Annotated in this window: 33 protein-coding genes and 2 tRNA genes; 31 read left to right on the top strand and 4 right to left on the bottom strand. The window is 45.5% G+C overall.

The features are described from left to right. The first annotated feature begins 304 nt into the window (after nt 1-304). The 30 genes from spiC (at nt 305) to ssaU (ending at nt 21,734) form a co-directional block, all read left to right on the top strand. Complete coding sequence (gene spiC, locus ACLJZ5_RS00545; RefSeq protein WP_001562740.1) at nt 305-706, top strand: SPI-2 type III secretion system protein SpiC; 402 nt, start codon at nt 305-307, stop codon at nt 704-706. A 1-nt stretch (nt 707) separates the two neighbouring features. Then, nucleotides 708-2,201 (top strand): SPI-2 type III secretion system protein SpiA, encoded by a 1,494-nt coding sequence (gene spiA, locus ACLJZ5_RS00550; protein ID WP_000261289.1) that lies wholly within the window; start codon nt 708-710, stop codon nt 2,199-2,201. Then, nucleotides 2,182-3,393, top strand: coding sequence for a SctD family type III secretion system inner membrane ring subunit SsaD (gene ssaD, locus ACLJZ5_RS00555; protein ID WP_000323782.1), 1,212 nt, complete (start codon nt 2,182-2,184; stop codon nt 3,391-3,393). The genes spiA and ssaD overlap by 20 nt, the downstream gene beginning before the upstream one ends. A 7-nt stretch (nt 3,394-3,400) precedes the next feature. Further along, nucleotides 3,401-3,643 carry a YscE family type III secretion system co-chaperone SsaE gene (ssaE, locus tag ACLJZ5_RS00560; protein ID WP_000210202.1) on the top strand — a complete coding sequence of 81 codons (243 nt, stop codon included), beginning with the start codon at nt 3,401-3,403 and terminating at the stop codon, nt 3,641-3,643. A gap of 202 nt (nt 3,644-3,845) precedes the next feature. Continuing rightward, the gene (gene sseA, locus ACLJZ5_RS00565) at nt 3,846-4,172 is read left to right on the top strand and encodes an SPI-2 type III secretion system chaperone SseA (protein WP_024798042.1); all 327 of its coding nucleotides are present in this window, start codon (nt 3,846-3,848) and stop codon (nt 4,170-4,172) included. A gap of 6 nt (nt 4,173-4,178) precedes the next feature. Next, complete coding sequence (gene sseB, locus ACLJZ5_RS00570) at nt 4,179-4,769, top strand: SPI-2 type III secretion system translocon protein SseB (protein ID WP_024798043.1); 591 nt, start codon at nt 4,179-4,181, stop codon at nt 4,767-4,769. Beyond that, nucleotides 4,766-5,239, top strand: coding sequence for a SycD/LcrH family type III secretion system chaperone SscA (gene sscA / locus ACLJZ5_RS00575; RefSeq protein WP_000711023.1), 474 nt, complete (start codon nt 4,766-4,768; stop codon nt 5,237-5,239). Before sseB ends, sscA begins: the two co-directional genes overlap by 4 nt. A 2-nt stretch (nt 5,240-5,241) precedes the next feature. Beyond that, nucleotides 5,242-6,696, top strand: a complete 1,455-nt coding sequence (gene sseC / locus ACLJZ5_RS00580; protein ID WP_024798044.1) for an SPI-2 type III secretion system translocon protein SseC — start codon at nt 5,242-5,244, stop codon at nt 6,694-6,696. 15 nt (nt 6,697-6,711) lie between these two features. Further along, nucleotides 6,712-7,299: an SPI-2 type III secretion system translocon protein SseD gene (sseD, locus tag ACLJZ5_RS00585; RefSeq protein WP_000388317.1), complete on the top strand. Its 588-nt coding sequence runs from the start codon at nt 6,712-6,714 to the stop codon at nt 7,297-7,299. A 2-nt stretch (nt 7,300-7,301) separates the two neighbouring features. Further along, nucleotides 7,302-7,718 carry an LcrR family type III secretion system chaperone SseE gene (gene sseE / locus ACLJZ5_RS00590; protein WP_023209473.1) on the top strand — a complete coding sequence of 139 codons (417 nt, stop codon included), beginning with the start codon at nt 7,302-7,304 and terminating at the stop codon, nt 7,716-7,718. A 51-nt stretch (nt 7,719-7,769) separates the two neighbouring features. Continuing rightward, nucleotides 7,770-8,204: a SycD/LcrH family type III secretion system chaperone SscB gene (gene sscB / locus ACLJZ5_RS00595; protein WP_000979963.1), complete on the top strand. Its 435-nt coding sequence runs from the start codon at nt 7,770-7,772 to the stop codon at nt 8,202-8,204. A 15-nt stretch (nt 8,205-8,219) separates the two neighbouring features. After that, nucleotides 8,220-9,002: a type III secretion systems effector SseF gene (gene sseF, locus ACLJZ5_RS00600; protein WP_024798045.1), complete on the top strand. Its 783-nt coding sequence runs from the start codon at nt 8,220-8,222 to the stop codon at nt 9,000-9,002. Next, nucleotides 8,999-9,688 carry a pathogenicity island 2 effector protein SseG gene (sseG, locus tag ACLJZ5_RS00605; RefSeq protein ID WP_000805832.1) on the top strand — a complete coding sequence of 230 codons (690 nt, stop codon included), beginning with the start codon at nt 8,999-9,001 and terminating at the stop codon, nt 9,686-9,688. The genes sseF and sseG overlap by 4 nt, the downstream gene beginning before the upstream one ends. Before the next feature lie 93 nt (nt 9,689-9,781). Next, complete coding sequence (gene ssaG, locus ACLJZ5_RS00610; RefSeq protein WP_000350226.1) at nt 9,782-9,997, top strand: type III secretion system needle filament protein SsaG; 216 nt, start codon at nt 9,782-9,784, stop codon at nt 9,995-9,997. Beyond that, complete coding sequence (locus tag ACLJZ5_RS00615) at nt 9,975-10,265, top strand: EscG/YscG/SsaH family type III secretion system needle protein co-chaperone (RefSeq protein ID WP_000444713.1); 291 nt, start codon at nt 9,975-9,977, stop codon at nt 10,263-10,265. The genes ssaG and ACLJZ5_RS00615 overlap by 23 nt, the downstream gene beginning before the upstream one ends. An 11-nt stretch (nt 10,266-10,276) precedes the next feature. Continuing rightward, nucleotides 10,277-10,525, top strand: a complete 249-nt coding sequence (ssaI, locus tag ACLJZ5_RS00620) for a SctI family type III secretion system inner rod subunit SsaI (RefSeq protein ID WP_001562742.1) — start codon at nt 10,277-10,279, stop codon at nt 10,523-10,525. Further along, complete coding sequence (ssaJ, locus tag ACLJZ5_RS00625) at nt 10,522-11,271, top strand: SPI-2 type III secretion system apparatus lipoprotein SsaJ (RefSeq protein WP_000868145.1); 750 nt, start codon at nt 10,522-10,524, stop codon at nt 11,269-11,271. The genes ssaI and ssaJ overlap by 4 nt, the downstream gene beginning before the upstream one ends. 17 nt (nt 11,272-11,288) lie before the next feature. Continuing rightward, nucleotides 11,289-11,837: a type III secretion system domain-containing protein gene (locus ACLJZ5_RS00630; RefSeq protein ID WP_024798046.1), complete on the top strand. Its 549-nt coding sequence runs from the start codon at nt 11,289-11,291 to the stop codon at nt 11,835-11,837. Continuing rightward, the gene (gene ssaK / locus ACLJZ5_RS00635) at nt 11,834-12,508 is read left to right on the top strand and encodes an SPI-2 type III secretion system apparatus protein SsaK (RefSeq protein WP_000011191.1); all 675 of its coding nucleotides are present in this window, start codon (nt 11,834-11,836) and stop codon (nt 12,506-12,508) included. The genes ACLJZ5_RS00630 and ssaK overlap by 4 nt, the downstream gene beginning before the upstream one ends. Next, complete coding sequence (ssaL, locus tag ACLJZ5_RS00640; RefSeq protein WP_000238886.1) at nt 12,474-13,490, top strand: SPI-2 type III secretion system apparatus protein SsaL; 1,017 nt, start codon at nt 12,474-12,476, stop codon at nt 13,488-13,490. Before ssaK ends, ssaL begins: the two co-directional genes overlap by 35 nt. 57 nt (nt 13,491-13,547) lie before the next feature. Further along, complete coding sequence (gene ssaM, locus ACLJZ5_RS00645) at nt 13,548-13,916, top strand: SPI-2 type III secretion system apparatus protein SsaM (protein ID WP_000383706.1); 369 nt, start codon at nt 13,548-13,550, stop codon at nt 13,914-13,916. Further along, nucleotides 13,901-15,946 carry an SPI-2 type III secretion system apparatus protein SsaV gene (gene ssaV / locus ACLJZ5_RS00650; RefSeq protein WP_024798047.1) on the top strand — a complete coding sequence of 682 codons (2,046 nt, stop codon included), beginning with the start codon at nt 13,901-13,903 and terminating at the stop codon, nt 15,944-15,946. Before ssaM ends, ssaV begins: the two co-directional genes overlap by 16 nt. Beyond that, nucleotides 15,936-17,237 carry a SctN family type III secretion system ATPase SsaN gene (ssaN, locus tag ACLJZ5_RS00655; protein ID WP_000787223.1) on the top strand — a complete coding sequence of 434 codons (1,302 nt, stop codon included), beginning with the start codon at nt 15,936-15,938 and terminating at the stop codon, nt 17,235-17,237. Before ssaV ends, ssaN begins: the two co-directional genes overlap by 11 nt. A 2-nt stretch (nt 17,238-17,239) precedes the next feature. Beyond that, entirely contained in the window at nt 17,240-17,617 is a 378-nt protein-coding gene (gene ssaO, locus ACLJZ5_RS00660; RefSeq protein ID WP_000449092.1) for an SPI-2 type III secretion system apparatus protein SsaO, read from the top strand. Next, nucleotides 17,598-17,972, top strand: a complete 375-nt coding sequence (gene ssaP / locus ACLJZ5_RS00665) for an SPI-2 type III secretion system apparatus protein SsaP (protein WP_001223304.1) — start codon at nt 17,598-17,600, stop codon at nt 17,970-17,972. The genes ssaO and ssaP overlap by 20 nt, the downstream gene beginning before the upstream one ends. Next, the gene (gene ssaQ, locus ACLJZ5_RS00670) at nt 17,953-18,921 is read left to right on the top strand and encodes an SPI-2 type III secretion system cytoplasmic ring protein SsaQ (RefSeq protein ID WP_023205901.1); all 969 of its coding nucleotides are present in this window, start codon (nt 17,953-17,955) and stop codon (nt 18,919-18,921) included. Before ssaP ends, ssaQ begins: the two co-directional genes overlap by 20 nt. A gap of 67 nt (nt 18,922-18,988) precedes the next feature. Continuing rightward, nucleotides 18,989-19,636: an SPI-2 type III secretion system export apparatus protein SsaR gene (gene ssaR, locus ACLJZ5_RS00675; protein ID WP_000056367.1), complete on the top strand. Its 648-nt coding sequence runs from the start codon at nt 18,989-18,991 to the stop codon at nt 19,634-19,636. After that, nucleotides 19,633-19,899, top strand: coding sequence for an SPI-2 type III secretion system apparatus protein SsaS (gene ssas, locus ACLJZ5_RS00680; protein ID WP_000999982.1), 267 nt, complete (start codon nt 19,633-19,635; stop codon nt 19,897-19,899). Before ssaR ends, ssas begins: the two co-directional genes overlap by 4 nt. Beyond that, entirely contained in the window at nt 19,900-20,679 is a 780-nt protein-coding gene (ssaT, locus tag ACLJZ5_RS00685) for an SPI-2 type III secretion system apparatus protein SsaT (RefSeq protein WP_023136729.1), read from the top strand. It abuts the gene before it with no gap. Continuing rightward, nucleotides 20,676-21,734, top strand: a complete 1,059-nt coding sequence (ssaU, locus tag ACLJZ5_RS00690) for an SPI-2 type III secretion system apparatus protein SsaU (RefSeq protein ID WP_001291707.1) — start codon at nt 20,676-20,678, stop codon at nt 21,732-21,734. The genes ssaT and ssaU overlap by 4 nt, the downstream gene beginning before the upstream one ends. 168 nt (nt 21,735-21,902) lie before the next feature. Here the strand turns inward: ssaU and ACLJZ5_RS00695 are convergent. The 3 genes from ACLJZ5_RS00695 to mdtK form a co-directional block, all read right to left on the bottom strand. Next, nucleotides 21,903-21,979 (bottom strand) — tRNA-Val (locus tag ACLJZ5_RS00695). 10 nt (nt 21,980-21,989) lie between these two features. Continuing rightward, a tRNA-Val gene (locus tag ACLJZ5_RS00700) sits at nt 21,990-22,066 on the bottom strand. 151 nt (nt 22,067-22,217) lie between these two features. Next, nucleotides 22,218-23,591: a multidrug efflux MATE transporter MdtK gene (gene mdtK, locus ACLJZ5_RS00705; RefSeq protein ID WP_001175081.1), complete on the bottom strand. Its 1,374-nt coding sequence runs from the start codon at nt 23,589-23,591 to the stop codon at nt 22,218-22,220. A gap of 216 nt (nt 23,592-23,807) precedes the next feature. Here mdtK and ACLJZ5_RS00710 point away from each other — a divergent pair, with 216 nt between their 5' ends. After that, a complete protein-coding gene (locus ACLJZ5_RS00710; RefSeq protein ID WP_000493971.1) occupies nt 23,808-24,449 on the top strand; it encodes a riboflavin synthase in 642 nt (213 codons plus the stop codon). A gap of 41 nt (nt 24,450-24,490) precedes the next feature. Here ACLJZ5_RS00710 and cfa read toward each other — a convergent pair whose 3' ends face one another. Beyond that, nucleotides 24,491-25,639, bottom strand: coding sequence for a cyclopropane fatty acyl phospholipid synthase (gene cfa / locus ACLJZ5_RS00715; RefSeq protein WP_000098879.1), 1,149 nt, complete (start codon nt 25,637-25,639; stop codon nt 24,491-24,493). Nucleotides 25,640-25,822 lie beyond the last annotated feature (183 nt).

Consider the following 25,822-nt stretch of genomic DNA (forward strand, 5'->3'; position numbering starts at 1 on the left):
ATTAGGAAGATAAATTTCTTCATATATAACCCAGTCGATGACTACAATTACTTTTTAATAAGGTGGCGATGTAAAAACATCGTAACAGTTTATTTAATAAATAATTTTTCAAATTGTAATTTTTTATGTCAATGCTGAAAGTGTAATTGTGAATTTATCGGAAAATCCGAATGATAGAATCGCCTGTGACAAGGTATATGTAGACAGCATCCTGATATTGTACAAGAAGAGTATAGTCGAAATAAATGTGAATCAGGCTTTTTACGGATGTGGTTGTGAGCGAATTTGATAGAAACTCCCATTTATGTCTGAGGAGGGATTCATGCTGGCAGTTTTAAAAGGCATTCCATTAATTCAGGATATCAAGGCCGAAGGTAATAGCCGATCCTGGATAATGACTATTGATGGGCACCCTGCCAGAGGAGAAATTTTCTCAGAAGCATTTTCTATTTCTTTGTTCTTAAATGACCTGGAAAGCTTACCTAAGCCTTGTCTTGCCTATGTGACACTACTGCTTGCAGCACACCCGGACGTCCATGATTATGCTATACAGCTCACAGCGGATGGGGGATGGTTAAACGGTTATTATACCACAAGTAGTAGCTCTGAGCTTATTGCTATTGAGATAGAAAAACACCTGGCTTTAACTTGCATTTTAAAAAATGTAATACGCAATCACCATAAACTTTATTCGGGTGGGGTATAAAATGGTAGTAAATAAACGTTTAATTTTAATTTTACTATTTATACTCAATACGGCAAAGAGTGATGAGTTATCATGGAAAGGTAATGACTTCACCCTTTATGCCAGACAAATGCCATTAGCAGAGGTTTTACATCTGCTCTCAGAGAACTATGATACGGCTATTACTATTAGCCCATTGATAACAGCTACATTTAGTGGAAAAATTCCGCCTGGACCACCGGTCGATATTTTGAATAACCTGGCAGCACAATATGATTTGCTTACCTGGTTTGATGGCAGCATGTTATATGTATATCCTGCATCGTTATTAAAACATCAGGTTATCACTTTCAATATTTTATCTACTGGGCGGTTCATTCATTACTTACGCAGCCAGAATATCCTTTCATCACCGGGATGCGAGGTTAAAGAAATTACCGGTACCAGCGCTGTGGAGGTGAGCGGTGTTCCCAGTTGCCTGACCCGTATTAGTCAATTAGCTTCAGTGCTGGATAATGCGTTAATCAAACGAAAAGACAGTGCGGTGAGTGTAAGTATATATACGCTTAAGTATGCCACTGCGATGGATACCCAATACCAATATCGCGATCAGTCCGTCGTGGTTCCTGGGGTCGTGAGTGTATTGCGTGAGATGAGTAAAACCAGCGTCCCGGCGTCATCGACGAACAATGGTTCACCCGCTACACAGGCATTGCCCATGTTTGCTGCCGACCCACGCCAGAATGCAGTGATCGTTCGTGATTATGCGGCCAATATGGCCGGGTATCGGAAACTCATCACAGAATTAGATCAACGCCAGCAGATGATAGAGATTTCGGTGAAAATTATCGATGTTAATGCTGGAGATATTAACCAGTTAGGCATCGACTGGGGAACGGCAGTGTCGCTGGGTGGCAAGAAAATTGCGTTCAATACAGGTTTGAATGACGGTGGAGCTAGCGGTTTTTCAACGGTAATCAGCGATACCTCAAACTTTATGGTGCGTTTGAATGCCCTGGAAAAAAGCTCTCAGGCTTATGTACTTTCCCAGCCATCTGTGGTGACTTTAAATAATATCCAGGCTGTGCTGGATAAGAATATTACTTTCTATACCAAACTGCAGGGAGAAAAAGTGGCTAAACTTGAATCCATCACTACGGGTTCTTTGTTGCGCGTTACACCTCGCTTGTTAAATGACAATGGCACGCAAAAAATAATGCTTAATCTTAATATTCAGGATGGACAACAAAGTGATACGCAAAGCGAAACAGACCCGCTGCCCGAAGTGCAAAATTCTGAAATTGCTTCGCAGGCCACATTATTGGCCGGACAAAGTCTATTGCTGGGAGGATTTAAACAAGGTAAACAAATCCACTCGCAAAACAAAATTCCTTTATTGGGCGATATTCCTGTCGTAGGTCATTTGTTTCGCAATGATACGACTCAAGTACATAGTGTAATCAGGCTTTTTTTGATTAAAGCCTCAGTAGTAAATAATGGCATATCTCATGGTTAATCCAAAGAGTTCATGGAAAATACGTTTTTTAGGTCACGCCTTACAAGGCCGGGAAGTATGGCTGAATGAAGGTAACCTGTCACTGGGGGAGAAAGGATGCGATATTTGTATTCCGCTTACTATAAATGAAAAAATTATTCTGAGAGAACAGGCAGATAGTTTATTTGTTGATGCCGGGAAAGCCAGAGTTAAAGTTAACGGCCGCAGATTTAATCCAAATAAGCCGCTACCATCCAGTGGGGTTTTGCAGGTTGCGGGAGTGGCTATCGCGTTTGGTAAACAGGATTGTGAACTTGCTGATTATCAAATACCCGTTTCCAGATCAGGGTACTGGTGGTTGGCTGGCGTATTCTTGATTTTCATCGGTGGAATGGGTGTCCTGTTAAGTATTGGCGGTCAGCCTGAAACGGTAAATGACTTACCTTTGCGGGTTAAGTTTTTATTAGACAAAAGCAATATTCATTATGTGCGGGCGCAATGGAAAGAAGATGGCAGCCTGCAGTTGTCCGGTTATTGCTCGTCAAGCGAACAGATGCAAAAGGTGAGAGCGACTCTCGAATCATGGGGGGTCATGTATCGGGATGGTGTAATCTGTGATGACTTATTGGTACGAGAAGTGCAGGATGTTTTGATAAAAATGGGTTACCCGCATGCTGAAGTATCCAGCGAAGGGCCGGGAAGCGTGTTAATTCATGATGATATACAAATGGATCAGCAATGGCGTAAGGTTCAACCATTACTTGCAGATATTCCCGGGTTATTGCACTGGCAGATTAGTCATTCTCATCAGTCTCAGGGGGATGATATTATTTCTGCGATAATAGAGAACGGTTTAGTGGGGCTTGTCAATGTTACGCCAATGCGGCGCTCTTTTGTTATCAGTGGTGTACTGGATGAATCTCATCAACGCATTTTGCAAGAAACGTTAGCAGCATTAAAGAAAAAGGACCCCGCTCTTTCTTTAATTTATCAGGATATTGCGCCTTCTCATGATGAAAGCAAGTATCTGCCTGCGCCAGTGGCTGGCTTTGTACAGAGTCGCCATGGTAATTACTTATTACTGACGAATAAAGAGCGTTTACGTGTAGGGGCATTGTTACCCAATGGGGGAGAAATTGTCCATCTGAGCGCCGATGTGGTAACGATTAAACATAATGATACTTTGATTAACTATCCATTAGATTTTAAGTGAGTGGAAAATGACAACTCTGACCCGGTTAGAAGATTTGCTGCTTCATTCGCGTGAAGAGGCCAAAGGCATAATTTTACAATTAAGGGCTGCCCGGAAACAGTTAGAAGAGAACAACGGTAAGTTACAGGATCCGCAGCAATATCAGCAAAACACCTTATTGCTTGAAGCGATCGAGCAGGCCGAAAATATCATCAACATTATTTATTATCGTTACCATAACAGCGCACTTGTAGTGAGTGAGCAAGAGTAAAGTAAAAATATCTTAGAGCCTATCCCACCAGGCGTTAATTGGCGCAGCCAGCCTGGACACGGATAGCGCGCAAAAACCGGAGCGTACACGTAGTACGTGAGGATTTTGAGCACTGCCCAGGTCCAAAATGGCAAGTAAAATAGCTCTAATGGGATAGGCTCTTAGTTAGCACGTTAATTATCTATCGTGTATATGGAGGGGAATGATGATAAAGAAAAAGGCTGCGTTTAGTGAATATCGTGATTTAGAGCAAAGTTACATGCAGCTAAATCACTGTCTTAAAAAATTTCACCAAATCAGGGCTAAGGTGAGTCAACAGCTTGCTGAAAGGGCAGAGAGCCCCCAAAAGAGCAGAGAGACAGAGAGTATTCTTCATAACCTATTTCCACAAGGCGTTGCCGGGGTTAACCAGGAGGCCGAGAAGGATTTAAAGAAAATAGTACGTTTGTTTAAACAACTTGAAGTACGACTGAAACAACTTAATGCTCAAGCCCCGGTGGAGATACCGTCAGGAAAAACAAAAAGGTAAAGCATAATGTCTTCAGGAAACATCTTATGGGGAAGTCAAAACCCTATTGTGTTTAAAAATAGTTTCGGCGTCAGCAACACTGATACCGGGGGGCAGGATGACTTATCCCAGCAAAATCCGTTTGCCGAAGGGTATGGTGTTTTGCTTATTCTCCTTATGGTTATTCAGGCTATTGCAAACGATAAATTTATTGAAGTCCAGAAGAACGCTGAACGTGCCAGAAATACCCAGGAAAAGTCAAATGAGATGGATGAGGTGATTGCTAAAGCAGCCAAGGGAGATGCTAAAACCAAAGAGGAGGTGCCTGAGGACGTAATTAAATACATGCATGAACACGGTATTCTCATCGATGGTATGACCATTGAGGATTATATGGCTAAATATGGCGATCATGGGAAGCTGGATAAAGGTGGTCTACAGGCGGTCAAAGCGGCTTTGGATAATGACGCCAACCGGAATACGGATCTTATGAGTCAGGGGCAGATAACAATTCAAAAAATGTCTCAGGAGCTTAACGCTGTCCTTACCCAACTGACGGGGCTTATCAGTAAGTGGGGGGAAATTTCCAGTATGATAGCGCAGAAAACGTACTCATGAAAAAAGACCCGACCCTACAACAGGCACATGACACGATGCGGTTTTTCCGGCGTGGCGGCTCGCTGCGTATGTTGTTGGATGACGATGTTACACAGCCGCTTAATACTCTGTATCGCTATGCCATGCAGCTTATGGAGGTAAAAGAGTTCGCCGGCGCAGCGCGACTTTTTCAATTGTTGACGATATATGATGCCTGGTCATTTGACTACTGGTTTAGGTTAGGGGAATGCTGCCAGGCTCAAAAACATTGGGGGGAAGCGATATACGCTTATGGACGAGCGGCACAAATTAAGATTGATGCACCGCAGGCGCCATGGGCCGCAGCGGAATGCTATCTCGCGTGTGATAACGTCTGTTATGCAATAAAAGCGCTAAAGGCCGTGGTGCGTATTTGCGGCGAGGTCAGTGAACATCAAATCCTCCGACTGCGTGCAGAAAAGATGTTACAGCAACTTTCTGACAGGAGCTAAAAATGAATCGAATTCACAGTAATAGCGACAGCGCCGCAGGAGTAACCGCCTTAACACATCATCACTTAAGCAATGTCAGTTGCGTTTCCTCGGGTTCGCTGGGAAAGCGCCAGCATCGTGTGAATTCTACTTTTGGCGATGGCAACGCCGCGTGCCTGTTATCAGGGAAAATTAGTCTTCAGGAGGCAAGCAATGCGTTGAAGCAACTGCTTGATGCCGTACCCGGAAATCATAAGCGTCCATCATTGCCTGACTTTTTGCAGACCAATCCCGCGGTTTTATCAATGTTGATGACGACATTAATACTCAGCGTCTTTGGTAATAACGCTCAATCGTTATGCCAACAGCTTGAGCGGGCAACTGAGGTGCAAAATGCATTACGTGATAAGCAGGTAAAGGAGTATCAGGAGCAGATCCAGAAAGCGATAGAGCAGGAGGATAAAGCGCGTAAAGCGGGCATTTTTGGCGCTATTTTTGACTGGATTACCGGCATATTTGAAACTGTGATTGGCGCCTTAAAAGTTGTGGAGGGTTTTCTGTCCGGTAATCCCGCAGAAATGGCTAGCGGGGTAGCTTATATAGCCGCAGGTTGTGCAGGAATGGTTAAAGCCGGAGCCGAAACGGCAATGATGTGCGGTGCTGACCACGATACCTGTCAGGCAATTATTGACGTGACAAGTAAGATTCAATTTGGTTGTGAAGCCGTCGCGCTGGCACTGGATGTTTTCCAGATTGGCCGTGCTTTTATGGCGACGAGAGGCTTATCTGGCGCAGCTGCAAAAGTGCTTGACTCCGGCTTAGGCGAAGAAATGGTTGAGCGTATGGTAGGTGCAGGGGAAGGAGAAATAGAGGAGTTGGCTGAAAAGTTTGGCGAAGAGGTGAGCGAAAATTTTTCCAAACAATTTGAGGCGATTGAACGTGAAATGGTTTCGCCGGGCGAGATGGAAGAGGAGTCTGCTGAGTTTTCTCGTAAGGTAGAAAATAATATGACGCGAAGCGCGGGAAAAAGCTTTACGAAAGAGGGGGTGAAAGCCATGGCAAAAGAAGCGGCAAAAGAAGCCCTGGAAAAATATGCGCAAGAAGGGGAAAAATTTCTGTTAAAAAATTTTCGTAAGAAAGTTCTCTGGAATATGTTCAAAAAAATCCTGTATGCCTTACTGAGGGATTGTTCATTTAAAGGCTTACAGGCTATCAGATGTGCAACCGAGGGCGCCAGTCAGATGAATACTGGCATGGTTAACACAGAAAAAGCGAAGCTCGAAAAGAAAATAGAGCAATTAATAACTCAGCAACGGTTTCTGGATTTCATAATGCAACAAACGGAAGACCAAAAAAAGATAGAACAAAAACGCTTAGAGGAGCTTTATAAGAGTAGCGGTGCCGCGCTTAGAGATGTATTAGATACCATTGATCACTATAGTAGCGTTCAGGCGAGAATAGCTGGCTGTCGCGCTTAATCTGAGGATAAAAATATGGAAGCGAGTAACGTAGCACTGGTATTACCAGCACCTTCCTTGTTAACGCCTTCTTCCAGTCAAGCTCCCTCCGGGGAGGGAATGGGTACTGAATCAATGCTTCTGTTATTTGATGATATCTGGACGAAGCTAATGGAGCTTGCCAAAAAGTTGCGCGATATCATGCGCAGCTATAACGTAGTAAAACAACGGCTGGGCTGGGAACTGCAAGTCAATGTTTTACAGACGCAAATGAAAACAATTGATGAAGCGTTTAGAGCATCAATGATTACTGCGGGTGGTGCAATATTGTCGGGCGTGCTGACGATAGGATTAGGGGCTGTAGGCGGGGAAACCGGTCTTATAGCGGGTCAAGCCGTAGGCCACACAGCTGGGGGCGTCATGGGCCTGGGGGCTGGTGTAGCGCAACGTCAAAGTGATCAGGATAAAGCGATTGCCGACCTGCAACAAAATGGGGCCCAATCTTATAATAAATCCCTGACGGAAATTATGGAGAAAGCAACTGAAATTATGCAACAAATCATGGGCGTGGGGTCGTCACTGGTCGCGGTTCTTGCTGAAATACTCCGGGCATTAACGAGGTAAACATGGTGCAAGAAATAGAGCAATGGTTGCGTCGGCATCAGGTGTTTACTGAGCCTGCATATTTAGGGGAGACCGCCATATTACTTGGGCAACAGTTTATATTATCGCCTTACCTGGTGATCTATCGTATTGAGGCAAAAGAAATGATTATTTGTGAGTTCAGGCGCCTGACGCCCGGGCAACCTCGACCACAGCAATTGTTTCGCTTACTGGGACTTTTACGCGGGATATTTGTGCATCACCCGCAGTTAACATGTTTAAAGATGTTGATAATCACCGACGTTCTGGATGAAAAAAAAGCCATGCTACGCAGGAAATTATTGCGCATCCTGACAGTAATGGGAGCGACCTTTACACAGCTTGATGGCGATAACTGGACAGTTTTATCCGCCGAGCATCTTATCCAGCGACGTTTTTAAATAACCTTCCTGACGTAAATCATTATCACGTGAAAATAACAATCAATAGGTATGATGATGAAAGAAGATCAGAAAAATAAAATACCCGAAGACATTCTGAAACAGCTATTATCCGTTGATCCCGAAACCGTTTATGCCAGTGGTTACGCCTCATGGCAGGAGGGGGATTATTCGCGCGCCGTAATCGATTTTAGCTGGCTGGTGATGGCCCAGCCATGGAGTTGGCGTGCCCATATTGCATTAGCTGGCACCTGGATGATGCTTAAAGAATACACGACGGCCATTAATTTCTATGGACATGCCTTAATGCTGGATGCCAGCCATCCAGAACCGGTTTACCAAACGGGCGTCTGTCTCAAAATGATGGGGGAACCCGGGTTGGCGAGAGAGGCTTTTCAAACCGCAATCAAGATGAGTTATGCGGATGCCTCATGGAGTGAGATTCGCCAGAATGCGCAAATAATGGTTGATACTCTTATTGCTTAAATAACAGAACGAAATATGAAAATTCATATTCCGTCAGCGGCAAGTAATATAGTCGATGGTAATAGTCCTCCTTCCGATATACAAGCGAAGGAGGTATCGTTTCCTCCCCCTGAAATTCCAGCCCCTGGCACCCCCGCAGCCCCTGTGCTGCTTACGCCTGAACAAATAAGGCAGCAGAGGGATTATGCTATACATTTTATGCAATACACTATTCGTGCGCTGGGTGCGACAGTCGTGTTTGGGTTATCGGTTGCTGCAGCGGTAATTTCTGGCGGGGCAGGATTACCCATTGCTATTCTTGCGGGGGCGGCGCTCGTGATTGCTATTGGGGATGCTTGCTGTGCGTATCATAATTATCAATTGATATGTCAGCAAAAGGAGCCGTTACAAACCGCCAGTGATAGCGTTGCTCTTGTGGTCAGTGCGCTGGCCTTAAAATGTGGGGCAAGTCTTAACTGCGCTAACACTCTTGCTAATTGTCTTTCTTTATTAATACGTTCAGGAATCGCTATTTCTATGTTGGTTTTACCCCTACAGTTTCCACTGCCCACGGCTGAAAATATAGCAGCCTCTTTGGACATGGGGAGTGTAATTACCTCCGTTAGCCTGACGGCGATAGGTGCGGTACTGGATTATTGCCTTGCCCGCCCCTCTGGCGACGATCAGGAAAATTCTGTTGATGAACTTCATGCCGATCCCAGTGCGTTATTGGCGGAACAAATGGCATCGCTCTGTCAATCTGCTACTGCACCTGCATTAATGGACAGTTCTGGTCATACATCTCGGGGAGAACCATGAAACCTGTTAGCCCAAATGCTCAGGTAGCAGGGCAACGTCCTGTTAACGCGCCTGAGGAATCACCTCCATGTCCCTCATTGCCACATCCGGAAACCAATATGGAGAGTGGTAGAATAGGTCCTCAACAAGGAAAAGAGCGGTTATTGGCCGGACTTGCGAAACGAGTGATAGAGTGTTTTCCAAAAGAAATTTTTAGTTGGCAAACGGTTATTTTGGGCGGACAGATTTTATGCTGTTCCGCTGGAATAGCATTAACAGTGCTAAGTGGTGGAGGCGCACCGCTCTTAGCCCTGGCGGGAATTGGCCTTGCTATTGCCATCGCGGATGTCGCCTGTCTTATCTACCATCATAAACATCATTTACCTATGGCTCACGACAGTATAGGCAATGCCGTTTTTTATATTGCTAATTGTTTCGCCAATCAACGCAAAAGTATGGCGATTGCTAAAGCCGTCTCCCTGGGCGGTAGATTAGCCTTAACCGCGACGGTAATGACGCATTCATACTGGAGTGGTAGTTTGGGACTACAGCTTCATTTATTAGAGCGTCTTAATGATATTACCTACGGACTAATGGGTTTTACTCGCTTCGGTATGGATGGGATGGCAATGACCGGTATGCAGGTCAGCAGCCCATTATATCGTTTGCTGGCTCAGGTGACGCCAGAACAACGTGCGCCGGAGTAATCGTTTTCAGGTATATACCGGATGTTCATTGCTTTCTAAATTTTGCTATGTTGCCAGTATCCTTATGATGTTTTTATTTTAAGGAAAAGCATTATGGATATTGCACAATTAGTGGATATGCTCTCCCACATGGCGCACCAGGCAGGTCAGGCCATTAATGACAAAATGAATGGTAATGATTTGCTCAACCCAGAATCGATGATTAAAGCGCAATTTGCCTTACAGCAGTATTCTACATTTATTAATTACGAAAGTTCACTGATCAAAATGATCAAGGATATGCTTAGTGGAATCATTGCTAAAATCTGAAGTTATTAGCGACGATGTTCGACGGTTGCTGCTGGAAATCATGTTTGCGGGCGTTAACCATAGCCTGATTTCCCAGGTACATGCGATGTTACCAGCGCTAACGGTTATTGTTCCGGATAAAAAATTACAGTTGGTATGTCTGGCATTATTGTTGGCGGGTTTAAATGAGCCGCTAAAAGCCGCGAAAATTTTATCGGATATTGATTTGCCAGAGGCTATGGCGCTGCGTCTGTTATTTCCTGCACCAAATGAGGGGTTTGAAAATTGAATATTTCTGATATGAGCGTAGTGCCTGTAAGCACTCAATCTTATGTAAAGTCCTCTGCAGAACCGAGCCAGGAGCAAATTAATTTTTTTGAACAATTGCTGAAAGATGATGCATCCACCAGTAACGCCAGTGCTTTATTACCGCAGGTTATGTTGACCAGACAAATGGATTATATGCAGTTAACGGTAGGCGTCGATTATCTTGCCAGAATATCAGGCGCAGCATCGCAAGCGCTTAATAAGCTGGATAGCATGACATGAAGGTTCAGCGTATAGTATTTCTTACTGTCCTTACGTTCTTTCTTACGGCATGTGATGTGGATCTTTATCGCTCATTGCCAGAAGATGAGGCGAATCAAATGCTGGCATTACTTATGCAGCATCATATTGATGCGGAAAAAAAGCAGGAAGAGGATGGTGTAACCTTACGTGTCGAGCAGTCGCAGTTTATTAATGCGGTTGAGCTACTTAGACTTAACGGTTATCCGCATAGGCAGTTTACAACGGCGGATAAGATGTTTCCGGCTAATCAGTTAGTGGTATCACCCCAGGAAGAACAGCAGAAGATTAATTTTTTAAAAGAACAAAGAATTGAAGGAATGCTGAGTCAGATGGAGGGCGTGATTAATGCAAAAGTGACCATTGCGCTACCGACTTATGATGAGGGAAGTAACGCTTCTCCGAGCTCAGTTGCCGTATTTATAAAATATTCACCTCAGGTCAATATGGAGGCCTTTCGGGTAAAAATTAAAGATTTAATAGAGATGTCAATCCCTGGGTTGCAATACAGTAAGATTAGTATCTTGATGCAGCCTGCTGAATTCAGAATGGTACCTGATGTACCCGCGAGACAAACATTCTGGATTATGGACGTGATCAACGCCAATAAAGGGAAGGTGGTGAAGTGGTTGATGAAATACCCTTATCAGTTGATGTTATCGTTGACAGGACTGTTATTAGGAGTGGGCATCCTGATCGGCTATTTTTGCCTGAGACGCCGTTTTTGAGCCGACCTGATCCCGAGGTGTTGCAACTTTATCGTTATTTTTGGCAACCTGCTCGTTACGCTGTACCGGAATGGCTGGATAAGCTGGGCTTTCATCTTTCAAACTGCTGGCGTTATGGCAATCGGCCCGAATTGGATCGTCTTCTTGACAGAGCGTTAAATAGACTAAGGGGAAGCTCTGTTATTCCAGCCTGTTTAAATGACAGGCAAAAACGGCAGGTTCGTCTTGCGCCGCGTATATCGGCATTTGCCTTTGGGCTGGGATTATTCAAACTCAGGTGTAGTGACTATTTTATGCTACCAGAGTATCGGCAATTGCTTCTACAGTGGTTTAGCGAGGATGAGATCTGGCAGCTATATGGTTGGTTGGGGCAAAAAGATGGCAAATTACTTCCTCCGCAAGTGATGCAACAAACTGCATTGCAGATCGGTACCGCCATTCTTAATCGGGAAGCGCATGATGATGCGGTTTTACATGCGCTATTAGTATTATTACCCCCTCCGCAGCGTATACTTTGGCCGAAGACTTCTCTTACCGAGATTATCTTCATGGAGCATTTGCTATGAGTTTTACTTCACTTCCTCTGACGGAAATTAACCATAAGCTACCCGCTCGAAATATTATTGAGTCACCGTGGATAACATTACAATTAACTTTATTTGCACAAGAGCAACAAGCTAAGAGAGTTTCACATGCTATTGTGAGCTCCGCTTACCGTAAGGCTGAAAAAATCATCCGAGACGCCTATCGTTATCAGCGTGAACAGAAAGTTGAGCAGCAACAAGAACTAGCGTGGTTGCGTAAAAATACGCTGGAAAAAATGGAAGTGGAATGGCTGGAACAGCATGTAAAACATTTACAAGAAGATGAAAATCAATTTCGTTCATTGGTCGATCAAGCAGCGCATCATATTAAAAATAGTATAGAACAGGTTCTGTTGGCCTGGTTCGACCAACAGTCGGTAGACAGTGTTATGTGCCATCGTCTGGCACGCCAGGCCACGGCTATGGCGGAAGAGGGAGCGCTTTATTTGCGTATTCATCCTGAAAAAGAGGCATTGATGCGTGAAACTTTTGGCAAGCGGTTTACGTTGATTATCGAGCCTGGTTTCTCTCCCGATCAGGCTGAACTTTCCTCAACACGATATGCCGTTGAATTTTCACTTTCTCGTCATTTCAACGCGTTACTGAAATGGTTACGTAATGGTGAAGATAAAAGAGGTAGCGATGAATATTAAAATTAATGAGATAAAAATGACGCCCCCTACAGCATTTACCCCTGGTCAGGTTATAGAGGAACAAGAGGTTATTTCGCCTTCAATGTTAGCTCTCCAGGAGTTACAGGAAACGACGGGGGCAGCGCTCTATGAGACGATGGAAGAAATAGGAATGGCGCTGAGTGGTAAACTGCGCGAAAGTTATAAATTCACGGATGCTGAGAAACTGGAGCGCAGACAGCAGGCTTTACTGCGTTTGATAAAACAAATACAGGAGGATAATGGGGCAACGTTGCGTCCGCTTACTGAAGAGAATAGTGATCCTGATTTACAGAATGCGTATCAAATTATCGCTCTTGCAATGGCGCTTACTGCCGGCGGGTTGTCAAAAAAGAAAAAACGCGATTTGCAATCGCAACTGGATACGCTTACAGCGGAGGAGGGATGGGAACTTGCCGTTTTTAGTTTACTGGAACTTGGCGAAGTGGATACCGCTACGCTGTCCTCGCTGAAGCGTTTTATGCAACAAGCGATAGACAACGATGAAATGCCCTTATCGCAGTGGTTCAGACGCGTGGCAGACTGGCCGGATCGCTGTGAACGGGTCCGTATTTTGCTAAGAGCAATAGCCTTTGAACTTAGCATATGCATCGAACCCTCGGAGCAAAGTCGTTTGGCCGCAGCATTAGTACGTTTGCGTCGTTTGTTGTTATTCCTTGGCCTTGAAAAAGAGTGCCAGCGTGAGGAGTGGATTTGCCAGTTGCCGCCTAATACATTACTGCCGCTACTACTCGATATCATTTGTGAGCGTTGGCTTTTCAGTGATTGGTTGCTTGATAGACTTACCGCTATAGTTTCTTCATCGAAGATGTTCAATCGGTTACTCCAACAACTTGATGCGCAGTTTATGCTGATACCCGATAACTGTTTTAACGACGAAGATCAACGTGAACAAATTCTCGAAACGCTTCGTGAAGTAAAGGTAAATCAGGTTTTATTCTGATACCTGGCTTTCAATATTTAGGTAAATTGGCGTTCTGGCTCATCATGAGGCGGCAGGATGGATTGGGATCTCATTACTGAACGTAATATTCAGCTTTTTATTCAATTAGCAGGATTAGCTCAACGGCCTTTAGCAACCAATATGTTCTGGCGGCAAGGACAATATGAAACCTATCTAAACTATCATAACGGTCGTATTCACTTATGTCAGATACTCAAGCAAACCTTCTTAGACGAAGATCTGCTTTTTAAAGCCTTAACTCACTGGAAACCTGCAGCGTTCCAGGGTATTCCGCAGCGATTATTTTTGTTGCGCGATGGGCTTGCAATGAGCTGTTCTCCTCCTCTTTCCAGCTCCGCCGAGCTCTGGTTACGATTACATCATCGACAAATAAAATTTCTGGAGTCGCAATGCGTTCATGGTTAGGTGAGGGAATCAGGGCGCAACAGTGGCTCAGTGTATGCGCGGGTCGGCAGGATATGGTTCTGGCGACGGTGTTATTAATCGCTATTGTGATGATGCTGTTACCTTTACCGACCTGGATGGTTGATATCCTGATTACTATCAACCTTATGTTTTCAGTGATCCTGCTCTTAATTGCTATTTATCTTAGTGACCCTCTCGATTTATCGGTATTTCCGTCTTTATTACTTATTACTACATTATATCGTTTGTCACTCACAATCAGCACATCACGGCTGGTACTGTTACAACATAATGCCGGTAATATTGTGGATGCTTTCGGTAAGTTTGTCGTAGGAGGAAATCTCACCGTTGGGTTGGTCGTATTTACCATCATTACTATCGTGCAGTTTATTGTCATTACAAAAGGTATCGAGAGGGTGGCGGAAGTTAGCGCACGTTTCTCGCTTGATGGGATGCCAGGCAAACAAATGAGTATCGATGGCGATTTGCGTGCCGGAGTTATCGATGCAGACCATGCCCGTACATTAAGACAGCACGTCCAGCAGGAAAGCCGTTTTCTCGGTGCGATGGACGGTGCGATGAAATTTGTTAAAGGCGATACGATTGCCGGTATTATTGTTGTTCTGGTGAACATTATCGGCGGTATTATTATCGCTATCGTACAATATGATATGTCGATGAGTGAGGCTGTTCACACTTATAGCGTACTGTCAATCGGAGATGGTTTATGTGGGCAAATTCCATCGCTGCTGATTTCCCTTAGCGCGGGAATTATTGTCACCCGTGTTCCGGGTGAGAAACGCCAGAACCTGGCGACAGAGTTGAGTTCTCAAATTGCCAGACAACCTCAGTCGCTCATATTAACCGCTGTGGTTTTAATGCTCCTCGCTTTAATTCCTGGCTTTCCTTTTATCACTCTCGCTTTCTTTTCAGCGTTGTTAGCATTGCCAATTATCCTCATTCGCCGCAAAAAGTCTGTGGTTTCCGCAAATGGCGTCGAAGCACCGGAAAAAGATAGTATGGTTCCCGGCGCATGTCCTCTAATCTTACGTCTTACCCCGAAGTTACATTCTGCCGACCTGATTCGTGATATTGACGCCATGAGATGGTTTTTATTTGAGGATACTGGCATCCCTCTCCCTGAGGTGAATATTGAAGTTTTGCCTGAACCCACCGAAAAATTGACGGTACTGCTATATCAGGAACCCGTATTTAGTTTATCTATCCCCGCCCAGGCGGATTATTTATTGATAGGCGCGGACGCTAGTGTGGTGGGTGACAGCCAGACGTTACCGAACGGGATGGGGCAGATCTGTTGGCTTACAAAAGAGATGGCCCATAAGGCGCAAGGTTTTGGACTGGACGTTTTCGCGGGCAGCCAACGTATCTCTGCCTTATTAAAATGTGTCCTGCTTCGCCATATGGGAGAGTTTATTGGTGTTCAGGAAACGCGTTATCTAATGAATGCGATGGAAAAAAACTACTCTGAGCTGGTGAAAGAGCTTCAGCGCCAGTTACCCATTAATAAAATCGCTGAAACTTTGCAACGGCTTGTATCAGAACGGGTTTCTATTAGAGATTTACGTCTTATTTTCGGCACCTTAATTGACTGGGCGCCACGTGAAAAAGATGTCCTGATGTTGACAGAATATGTCCGTATCGCGCTTCGCCGTCATATTCTGCGTCGTCTTAATCCGGAAGGAAAACCGCTGCCGATTTTGCGGATCGGCGAAGGTATTGAGAACCTCGTGCGTGAATCCATTCGCCAGACGGCAATGGGGACCTATACTGCGCTGTCGTCTCGTCATAAGACGCAGATCCTGCAACTTATCGAGCAGGCGCTGAAGCAGTCAGCCAAATTATTCATTGTCACTTCTGTCGACACCCGACGTTTCTTGCGAAAAATTACAGAAGCCACCTTGTTCGACGTACCGATTTTGTCATGGCAGGAATTAGGAGAGGAGAGCCTTATACAAGTGGTAGAAAGTATTGACCTTAGCGAAGAGGAGTTGGCGGACAATGAAGAATGAATTGATGCAACGTCTGAGGCTGAAATATCCGCCCCCTGATGGTTATTGTCGATGGGGCCGAATTCAGGATGTCAGCGCAACGTTGTTAAATGCGTGGTTGCCTGGGGTATTTATGGGCGAGTTGTGCTGTATAAAGCCTGGAGAAGAACTTGCTGAAGTCGTGGGGATTAATGGCAGCAAAGCTTTGCTATCTCCTTTTACGAGTACTATCGGACTTCACTGCGGGCAGCAAGTGACGGCCTTAAGGCGACGCCATCAGGTTCCCGTGGGCGAAGCGTTATTAGGGCGAGTCATTGATGGCTTTGGTCGTCCCCTTGATGGCCGCGAACTGCCCGACGTCTGCTGGAAAGACTATGATGCAATGCCTCCTCCCGCAATGGTTCGACAGCCTATCACTCAACCATTAATGACGGGGATTCGCGCTATTGATAGCGTTGCGACCTGTGGCGAAGGGCAACGAGTGGGTATTTTTTCTGCTCCTGGCGTGGGGAAAAGCACGCTTCTGGCGATGCTGTGTAATGCGCCAGACGCAGACAGTAATGTTCTGGTGTTAATTGGTGAGCGTGGACGAGAAGTCCGCGAATTCATCGATTTTACACTGTCTGAAGAGACCCGAAAACGTTGTGTCATTGTTGTCGCAACTTCTGACAGACCCGCCTTAGAGCGCGTGAGGGCGCTGTTTGTGGCCACCACGATAGCAGAATTTTTTCGCGATAATGGAAAGCGAGTCGTCTTGCTTGCCGACTCACTGACGCGTTATGCCAGGGCCGCGCGGGAAATCGCTCTGGCCGCCGGAGAGACCGCAGTTTCTGGAGAATATCCGCCAGGCGTATTTAGTGCATTGCCACGACTTTTAGAACGTACAGGAATGGGAGAAAAAGGCAGTATTACCGCATTTTATACGGTACTGGTGGAAGGCGATGATATGAATGAGCCGTTGGCGGATGAAGTCCGTTCACTGCTTGACGGACATATTGTGCTATCCCGACGGCTTGCAGAGAGGGGGCATTATCCTGCCATTGACGTGTTGGCAACGCTCAGCCGCGTTTTTCCAGTCGTTACCAGCCATGAGCATCGTCAACTGGCGGCGATATTGCGACGGTGCCTGGCGCTTTACCAGGAGGTTGAACTATTAATACGCATTGGGGAATACCAGCGAGGAGTTGATACAGATACTGACAAAGCCATTGATACCTATCCGGATATTTGCACATTTTTGCGACAAAGTAAGGATGAAGTATGCGGACCCGAGCTACTCATAGAAAAATTACACCAAATACTCACCGAGTGATCATGGAAACTTTGCTGGAGATAATCGCGCGGCGTGAAAAGCAATTACGCGGCAAACTTACCGTACTTGATCAGCAGCAACAGGCGATTATTACGGAACAGCAGATTTGCCAGACGCGCGCTTTAGCAGTGACTACCAGACTGAAAGAATTAATGGGCTGGCAAGGTACGTTATCTTGTCATTTATTGTTGGATAAGAAACAACAAATGGCCGGGCTATTCACTCAGGCGCAGAGCTTTTTGACGCAACGGCAGCAGTTAGAAAATCAGTATCAGCAGCTTGTCTCCCGGCGAAGCGAATTACAGAAGAATTTTAATGCGCTTATGAAAAAGAAAGAAAAAATTACTATGGTATTAAGCGATGCGTATTACCAAAGTTGAAGGAAGTCTAGGGTTGCCATGCCAGTCTTATCAGGATGATAACGAGGCGGAGGCGGAACGTATGGACTTTGAACAACTCATGCACCAGGCATTACCCATTGGTGAGAATAATCCTCCTGCAGCATTGAATAAGAACGTGGTTTTCACGCAACGTTATCGTGTTAGTGGCGGTTATCTTGACGGTGTAGAGTGTGAAGTATGTGAATCAGGGGGGCTAATCCAGTTAAGAATCAATGTCCCTCATCATGAAATTTACCGTTCGATGAAAGCGCTAAAGCAGTGGCTGGAGTCTCAGTTGCTGCATATGGGGTATATAATTTCCCTGGAGATATTCTATGTTAAGAATAGCGAATGAAGAGCGTCCGTGGGTGGAGATGCTTCCAACGCAAGGCGCTACCATTGGTGAGCTGACATTGAGTATGCAACAATATCCAGTACAGCAAGGGACATTATTTACCATAAATTATCATAATGAGCTGGGTAGGGTGTGGATTGCAGAACAATGCTGGCAGCGCTGGTGTGAAGGGTTAATTGGCACCGCTAATCGATCGGCTATCGATCCTGAATTGCTATATGGAATAGCTGAATGGGGGCTGGCGCCGTTATTGCAAGCCAGTGATGCCACCCTCTGTCAGAACGAACCGCCAACATCCTGCAGTAATCTACCACATCAGCTAGCGTTGCATATTAAATGGATAGTTGAAGAACATGAGTTCCATAGCATTATTTTTACATGGCCAACGGGTTTTTTGCGCAATATAGTCGGAGAGCTTTCTGCTGAGCGTCAACAGATTTATCCTGCTCCTCCTATTGTAGTCCCTGTATATTCAGGCTGGTGCCAGCTTACATTAATTGAACTTGAGTCTATCGAAATCGGCATGGGCGTTCGGATTCATTGCTTTGGCGACATCAGACTCGGTTTTTTTGCTATTCAACTACCAGGGGGAATCTACGCAAGGGTATTGCTGACAGAGGATAACACGATGAAATTTGACGAATTAGTCCAGGATATCGAAACGCTACTTGCGTCAGGGAGCCCAATGTCAAAGAGTGACGGAACGTCTTCAGTCGAACTTGAGCAGATACCACAACAGGTGCTCTTTGAGATCGGACGTGCGAGTCTGGAAATTGGACAATTACGGCAACTTAAAACGGGGGACGTTTTGCCTGTAGGTGGATGTTTTGCGCCAGAGGTGACGATAAGAGTAAATGACCGTATTATTGGGCAAGGTGAGTTGATTGCCTGTGGCAATGAATTTATGGTGCGTATTACACGTTGGTATCTTTCCAAAAATACAGCGTAAACCTGATAAGAAAAATAATATGCGAACAATATAATAGCGTTCCAGGTCGTGTCATGAGAGATACAGTATGTCTTTACCCGATTCGCCTTTGCAACTGATTGGTATATTGTTTCTGCTTTCAATACTGCCTCTCATTATCGTCATGGGAACCTCTTTCCTTAAACTGGCGGTGGTATTTTCGATTTTACGAAATGCTCTGGGTATTCAACAAGTTCCCCCAAATATCGCACTGTATGGCCTCGCGCTTGTACTTTCCTTATTCATTATGGGGCCGACGCTATTAGCTGTAAAAGAGCGCTGGCATCCGGTTCAGGTCGCTGGCGCTCCTTTCTGGACGTCGGAGTGGGACAGTAAAGCATTAGCGCCTTATCGACAGTTTTTGCAAAAAAACTCTGAAGAAAAGGAAGCCAATTATTTTCGGAATTTGATAAAACGAACCTGGCCTGAAGACATAAAAAGAAAGATAAAACCTGATTCTTTGCTCATATTAATTCCGGCATTTACGGTGAGTCAGTTAACGCAGGCGTTTCGGATTGGATTACTTATTTATCTTCCCTTTCTGGCTATTGACCTGCTTATTTCAAATATACTGCTGGCTATGGGGATGATGATGGTGTCGCCGATGACCATTTCATTGCCGTTTAAGCTGCTAATATTTTTACTGGCAGGCGGTTGGGATCTGACACTGGCGCAATTGGTACAGAGCTTTTCATGAATGATTCTGAATTGACGCAATTTGTAACGCAACTTTTATGGATCGTCCTGTTTACGTCTATGCCGGTGGTGTTGGTGGCATCGGTAGTTGGTGTCATCGTAAGCCTTGTTCAGGCCTTGACTCAAATACAGGACCAAACGCTACAGTTCATGATTAAATTATTGGCAATTGCAATAACCTTAATGGTCAGCTACCCATGGCTTAGCGGTATCCTGTTGAATTATACCCGGCAGATAATGTTACGAATTGGAGAGCATGGTTGAATGGCACAACAGGTAAATGAGTGGCTTATTGCATTGGCTGTGGCTTTTATTCGACCATTGAGCCTCTCTTTATTACTTCCCCTATTAAAAAGTGGCAGTTTAGGGTCCGCGCTTTTACGTAATGGCGTGCTTATGTCACTTACCTTTCCCATCTTACCAATCATTTACCAGCAGAAGATTATGATGCATATTGGTAAAGATTACAGTTGGTTAGGGTTAGTCACCGGAGAGGTGATTATTGGTTTTTTAATTGGGTTTTGTGCGGCGGTTCCCTTTTGGGCCGTTGATATGGCGGGGTTTCTGCTTGATACTTTACGTGGCGCGACAATGGGTACGATATTCAATTCTACAATGGAAGCTGAAACCTCACTTTTTGGCTTGCTTTTCAGCCAGTTTTTGTGTGTTATTTTCTTTATAAGCGGCGGCATGGAGTTTATATTAAACATTCTGTATGAGTCATACCAATATTTACCACCGGGGCGTACTTTATTATTTGATCGGCAATTTTTAAAATATATCCAGGCAGAGTGGAGAACACTTTATCAATTATGCGTCAGTTTTTCTGTTCCTGCCATAATATGTATGGTATTAGCCGATCTGGCTTTAGGTCTTTTAAATCGGTCGGCACAACAATTGAATGTATTTTTCTTCTCAATGCCGCTCAAAAGTATATTAGTTTTACTAACGCTCCTGATCTCATTCCCTTATGCTCTTCATCACTATTTGGTTGAAAGCGATAAATTTTATATTTATCTGAAAGACTGGTTCCCATCTGTATGAGCGAGAAAACAGAACAGCCTACAGAAAAGAAATTACGTGATGGCCGTAAGGAAGGGCAGGTCGTCAAAAGTATTGAAATAACATCATTATTTCAGCTGATTGCGCTTTATTTGTATTTTCATTTCTTTACTGAAAAGATGATTTTGATACTGATTGCGTCAATAACTTTCACATTACAATTAGTAAATAAACCATTTTCTTATGCATTAACGCAATTGACTCATGCTTTGATAGAGTCATTGACTTCTGCACTGCTGTTTCTGGGCGCAGGGGTAATAGTTGCTACTGTGGGTAGCGTGTTTCTTCAGGTGGGGGTGGTTATTGCCAGCAAGGCCATTGGTTTTAAAAGCGAGCATATAAATCCGGTAAGTAATTTTAAGCAGATATTCTCTTTACATAGCGTAGTGGAATTATGTAAATCCAGCCTAAAAGTTATCATGCTATCTCTTATCTTTGCCTTTTTCTTTTATTATTATGCCAGTACTTTTCGGGCACTACCGTACTGTGGGTTAGCCTGTGGCCTGCTTGTAGTTTCTTCTTTAATAAAATGGTTATGGGTAGGGGTGATGGCTTTTTATATCGTCGTTGGCATACTGGACTATTCTTTTCAATATTATAAGATTAGAAAAGATCTAAAAATGAGTAAAGATGACGTAAAACAGGAGCATAAAGATCTGGAGGGAGACCCTCAAATGAAGACACGGCGTCGGGAAATGCAGAGTGAAATACAAAGTGGGAGTTTAGCTCAATCTGTTAAACAATCTGTTGCGGTAGTGCGTAATCCAACGCATATTGCGGTTTGTCTTGGCTATCATCCCACCGATATGCCAATACCACGCGTTCTGGAAAAAGGTAGTGATGCTCAAGCTAACTATATTGTTAACATCGCTGAACGCAACTGCATCCCCGTTGTTGAAAATGTTGAGCTGGCCCGCTCATTATTTTTTGAAGTGGAACGTGGAGATAAAATTCCTGAAACGTTATTTGAACCCGTTGCAGCCTTGTTACGTATGGTGATGAAGATAGATTATGCGCATTCTACCGAAACACCATAAATGCCTTTGGTATGCTTCTTCAGGCCACTGCGAAGGTTAAGAGGGGTAATAGCGTATAGAGCAGCGCGTTGATTTGTTTGACGATAAAGATGAGAGACTGAAAATAATCGCGTTTAGCCTGACACAAGCACCAGATAGCGTATTATAAAATTAAACAAGATAATGGATTGGTGCGTCTGAATGGACTCGAACCATCGACCCCCACCATGTCAAGGTGGTGCTCTAACCAACTGAGCTACAGACGCATTAAAATGATGGTGCGTTCAATTGGACTCGAACCAACGACCCCCACCATGTCAAGGTGGTGCTCTAACCAACTGAGCTATGAACGCAACGTTGTAGGTGACAACGGGGACGAATATTAGCGTCACAACTGCAATGAGGCAAGAGGGAAATCGCAATTTTCTTCCTGAAATCACCTGATTGCGGTGGAAATATGCAACATGTCGAGAAAATAGCCGCCATGCGACGGCTATCGTCGTATTATCGCGCAGCGCGCTGCAAAATGATGGCGGACGGCTGACGTTGTAGATAGCGCATCCGTAGCATCATTAACACCGCCGCCGAGGTCAGGCCGATGATGAACCCCATCCAGAAGCCTGCCGGTCCCATACGATCCACCACCAGATCCGTTAACGCCAGGATATAACCGCTGGGTAAACCTAACACCCAGTAGGCGGTAAAGGTGATAAAAAAGATGGAACGCGTATCTTTATAACCGCGTAGAATACCGCTGCCGATAACCTGGATAGAGTCGGAAATCTGATAAACCGCAGCGAGCAGCATTAATTGCGCGGCAAGCGCCACGACCTCAGGGTTGTCATTGTAGAGCAAAGCAATATGTTTACGCAGAGTAACGGTAAAGATCGCGGTAACCACAGCCATACAAATGCCGACGCCTAAACCGGTGCGCGCTGCGGTTTGCGCATCCAGCGTTGAGCCCTGGCCCAGACGATAACCCACTCGAATCGTTACCGCCGCAGCCAGCGACATCGGCAGCACGAACATCAGCGAGCTAAAGTTAAGCGCAATCTGATGACCCGCGACATCCACAATACCTAATGGCGAAACCAGCAGCGCAACGACCGCAAACAACGTCACTTCAAAGAACAGCGCCAGCGCAATCGGCAACCCCAGTTGAATCAGGCGCTTCATGACGACGCTATCGGGTTTGCCAAAGCCTGTTTCATTACGAATATCACGCATTGAACGCGCGTGTTTAATGTAAGAAAGCATGGCGATAAACATCACCCAATAGACCGCCGCGGTTGCAACGCCGCAGCCGATACCGCCGAGTTCAGGCATACCAAAATGACCATAGATAAAAATATAGTTCACCGGAATATTCACCAGCAGGCCCAAAAATCCCATCACCATACCCGGTTTGGTTTTGGCCAGACCTTCGCACTGGTTTCGCGCTACCTGAAAGAAAAGGTATCCTGGCGCGCCCCACAGCAGCGCGCGAAGATAACCCACGGCTTTATCGGCCAGCGCCGGATCAATATTATGCATGGAGCGGATAATGTATCCGGCATTCCACAGGACGATCATCACCAGCACGGAGACAAAGCCCGCCAGCCAGAACCCTTGTCGAACCTGATGCGCGATACGCTCACGACGGCCGGAGCCATTGAGTTGCGCAATCACAGGCGTCAAGGCCAGCAGTAAGCCGTGACCAAACAAAATGGCGGGAAGCCAGATAGAGGTGCCGATAGCGACGGCAGCCATGTCCGTAGCGCTATAGCCTCCTGCCATGACGGTATCGACGAATCCCATTGCGGTCTGTGCCACTTGCGCAAGGATCACCGGTATCGCTAACGCTAATAACTGACGCGCTTCACTGGTATACTTCTGCACGTATTCACCTTTTATTTTGTTGTTATATGAAAGACTAAAAAGCCGCCGTAGTGGCAGCCAAAAGAAATAGCAGGGGAAATTTCAGTCTATTGTAGCGGGGTATTACTATTTCTCCAGCGAAAAAACAGTTGTTAACGGCGCATTGCTGGCAAGCTGTTTTTCCACCTGCTATTGTGCTGAACAGTTCTGCTTTTATTTATTTCAGGAGTTGAAGATATGTTTACGGGGATCGTACAGGGTACCGCGAAACTGGTATCGATTGATGAAAAACCCAACTTTCGCACCCATGTGGTGACGTTACCGGACTACATGCTGGAGGGGCTGGAGACGGGGGCGTCGGTAGCGCATAACGGATGCTGTTTGACGGTGACTGAAATAAACGGCAACCAGATAAGCTTTGATCTGATGAAAGAAACGTTGCGCATCACCAATCTGGGCGCGTTGAGGGTAGGTGATGAGGTCAACGTAGAGCGCGCCGCCAAATTCAGCGATGAAATCGGTGGTCATCTGATGTCGGGGCATATTATTACGACGGCGGAGATCGCGAAAATCCTGACCTCCGAAAATAACCATCAGGTGTGGTTTAAAGTGCAGGATGCGTCCCTGATGAAGTATATCCTGTATAAAGGCTTTATCGGCGTCGACGGCATCAGTTTGACCGTCGGCGAGGTAACGCCAACGCGCTTCTGCGTGCATCTCATTCCGGAAACGCTGGAACGTACTACGCTTGGCAGAAAAAAACTGGGTGAGCGTGTGAATATCGAGATCGATCCGCAAACGCAGGCGGTTGTCGATACCGTAGAACGCGTACTGGCTGCGCGAGAAAATGCGGTCAGAAATCAGGCCGACATTGGCTAACGGAAAATAAGATTCCCCCGCATGAAATGCGGGGGAGATGATTAGCGAGGAACGCGCAGTCCGTTTTCAACGCCGCGCGTAAATACCACCTGCCAAAGCTGGATATCACGCGCGCGAAACGCACCCGCGCAGGCGTTGAGATAATAGCTGAACATACGTTTAAAGCGCTCGTTATAATTGCCCGCAATCTCTGGCCAGGCATTGATAAAGCGCTCATGCCACGCCATCAGAGTCGTATCATAGTCGGCGCCAAAGTTATGCCAGTCTTCCATTACAAAGTGTGATTCGCTGGCCTCGGCGATTTGACGAACAGATGGCAAACAACCGTTGGGGAAAATATACTTATTGATCCACGGATCGACATTATGATCGGTTTTTTTAGAACCAATAGTATGGAGCAGGAAAAGACCATCCGGTTTTAAATTCCTGTCAACGACCTCAAAATAGGTGTTGTAGTTTTTTGGCCCGACATGTTCGAACATGCCGACAGAGACGATTCGGTCAAACTGATCGTTAAGGTCGCGATAATCTTCGAGGAGAATAGAGACATCCAGACCTTCGCAACGCGTCTGCGCCATTTTTTGTTGTTCAGCGGAGATCGTTACGCCCACCACGCTAACGCCATAATGGGTCGCCATATATTGCGACAGGCCGCCCCAGCCGCAGCCGATATCCAGCACACGCATCCCCGGTTGTAGCTGTAGCTTTTCGCAAATTAATTTCAGCTTGGCTTGCTGTGCCGCTTCCAGCGTATCGGCATCTTTCCAGTAGGCGCAAGAATATTGCATATAGGGATCGAGCATACGGGAAAAAAGGTCATTACCAAGATCGTAATGTTCCTTGCCGACAATCCAGGCGCGTTTTTTACTTTGTAGATTAATCAGACGCGCGCCGAGGATACGGAGCGTATCTTTAACATGGTGGGGGAGTTGATTTTCAAGACCGGCACGTAAGACTTTGCTGAAGAAAATATCCAGACGCTCGCATTCCCACCAGCCATCCATGTAACTCTCACCTAACCCCAACGATCCTTCCTGAAGGACGCGTTTAAAAAAATCGGGATTCTTAACACGAATGTCAGACGGGGCGGAACCATTAATTGTAATATCCGCGCGACTTAACAATTCGTTGGCGATTCGGTACCAGTTATCATCCGGTACGCTGACTTCTTCTATACACGATGAACTCATAGCTTCTCCATCACTGGACGGTGATCAGAACCTTAAAACAGCGTAGACGCTTTTTTGGCTTTGTGAGAAATCCCACGGACAATTCCGTGAGCCAGTTATCCGACGTAGAACAGAGGAAGGGAGGAGCCCTTGCCGAAAAGGCCATCCATGGTGAATCGGGAACGCTCCGGTTCCCGTTAATGC

It is taken from the genome of Salmonella sp. 5800 (assembly GCF_046558195.1).
GTDB lineage: Bacteria > Pseudomonadota > Gammaproteobacteria > Enterobacterales > Enterobacteriaceae > Salmonella > Salmonella enterica.

Bases quoted from the DNA above. Each gene is read 5' to 3' on its own strand.
- spiC (WP_001562740.1), top strand. From the start codon at position 305: ATGTCTGAGGAGGGATTCATGCTGGCAGTTTTAAAAGGCATTCCATTA.
- spiA (WP_000261289.1), top strand. From the start codon at position 708: ATGGTAGTAAATAAACGTTTAATTTTAATTTTACTATTTATACTCAAT.
- ssaD (WP_000323782.1), top strand. From the start codon at position 2,182: ATGGCATATCTCATGGTTAATCCAAAGAGTTCATGGAAAATACGTTTT.
- ssaE (WP_000210202.1), top strand. From the start codon at position 3,401: ATGACAACTCTGACCCGGTTAGAAGATTTGCTGCTTCATTCGCGTGAA.
- sseA (WP_024798042.1), top strand. From the start codon at position 3,846: ATGATGATAAAGAAAAAGGCTGCGTTTAGTGAATATCGTGATTTAGAG.
- sseB (WP_024798043.1), top strand. From the start codon at position 4,179: ATGTCTTCAGGAAACATCTTATGGGGAAGTCAAAACCCTATTGTGTTT.
- sscA (WP_000711023.1), top strand. From the start codon at position 4,766: ATGAAAAAAGACCCGACCCTACAACAGGCACATGACACGATGCGGTTT.
- sseC (WP_024798044.1), top strand. From the start codon at position 5,242: ATGAATCGAATTCACAGTAATAGCGACAGCGCCGCAGGAGTAACCGCC.
- sseD (WP_000388317.1), top strand. From the start codon at position 6,712: ATGGAAGCGAGTAACGTAGCACTGGTATTACCAGCACCTTCCTTGTTA.
- sseE (WP_023209473.1), top strand. From the start codon at position 7,302: ATGGTGCAAGAAATAGAGCAATGGTTGCGTCGGCATCAGGTGTTTACT.
- sscB (WP_000979963.1), top strand. From the start codon at position 7,770: ATGATGATGAAAGAAGATCAGAAAAATAAAATACCCGAAGACATTCTG.
- sseF (WP_024798045.1), top strand. From the start codon at position 8,220: ATGAAAATTCATATTCCGTCAGCGGCAAGTAATATAGTCGATGGTAAT.
- sseG (WP_000805832.1), top strand. From the start codon at position 8,999: ATGAAACCTGTTAGCCCAAATGCTCAGGTAGCAGGGCAACGTCCTGTT.
- ssaG (WP_000350226.1), top strand. From the start codon at position 9,782: ATGGATATTGCACAATTAGTGGATATGCTCTCCCACATGGCGCACCAG.
- ssaI (WP_001562742.1), top strand. From the start codon at position 10,277: ATGAGCGTAGTGCCTGTAAGCACTCAATCTTATGTAAAGTCCTCTGCA.
- ssaJ (WP_000868145.1), top strand. From the start codon at position 10,522: ATGAAGGTTCAGCGTATAGTATTTCTTACTGTCCTTACGTTCTTTCTT.
- ssaK (WP_000011191.1), top strand. From the start codon at position 11,834: ATGAGTTTTACTTCACTTCCTCTGACGGAAATTAACCATAAGCTACCC.
- ssaL (WP_000238886.1), top strand. From the start codon at position 12,474: ATGGTGAAGATAAAAGAGGTAGCGATGAATATTAAAATTAATGAGATA.
- ssaM (WP_000383706.1), top strand. From the start codon at position 13,548: ATGGATTGGGATCTCATTACTGAACGTAATATTCAGCTTTTTATTCAA.
- ssaV (WP_024798047.1), top strand. From the start codon at position 13,901: ATGCGTTCATGGTTAGGTGAGGGAATCAGGGCGCAACAGTGGCTCAGT.
- ssaN (WP_000787223.1), top strand. From the start codon at position 15,936: ATGAAGAATGAATTGATGCAACGTCTGAGGCTGAAATATCCGCCCCCT.
- ssaO (WP_000449092.1), top strand. From the start codon at position 17,240: ATGGAAACTTTGCTGGAGATAATCGCGCGGCGTGAAAAGCAATTACGC.
- ssaP (WP_001223304.1), top strand. From the start codon at position 17,598: ATGCGTATTACCAAAGTTGAAGGAAGTCTAGGGTTGCCATGCCAGTCT.
- ssaQ (WP_023205901.1), top strand. From the start codon at position 17,953: ATGTTAAGAATAGCGAATGAAGAGCGTCCGTGGGTGGAGATGCTTCCA.
- ssaR (WP_000056367.1), top strand. From the start codon at position 18,989: ATGTCTTTACCCGATTCGCCTTTGCAACTGATTGGTATATTGTTTCTG.
- ssas (WP_000999982.1), top strand. From the start codon at position 19,633: ATGAATGATTCTGAATTGACGCAATTTGTAACGCAACTTTTATGGATC.
- ssaT (WP_023136729.1), top strand. From the start codon at position 19,900: ATGGCACAACAGGTAAATGAGTGGCTTATTGCATTGGCTGTGGCTTTT.
- ssaU (WP_001291707.1), top strand. From the start codon at position 20,676: ATGAGCGAGAAAACAGAACAGCCTACAGAAAAGAAATTACGTGATGGC.
- ACLJZ5_RS00710 (WP_000493971.1), top strand. From the start codon at position 23,808: ATGTTTACGGGGATCGTACAGGGTACCGCGAAACTGGTATCGATTGAT.
- cfa (WP_000098879.1), bottom strand. From the start codon at position 25,639: ATGAGTTCATCGTGTATAGAAGAAGTCAGCGTACCGGATGATAACTGG.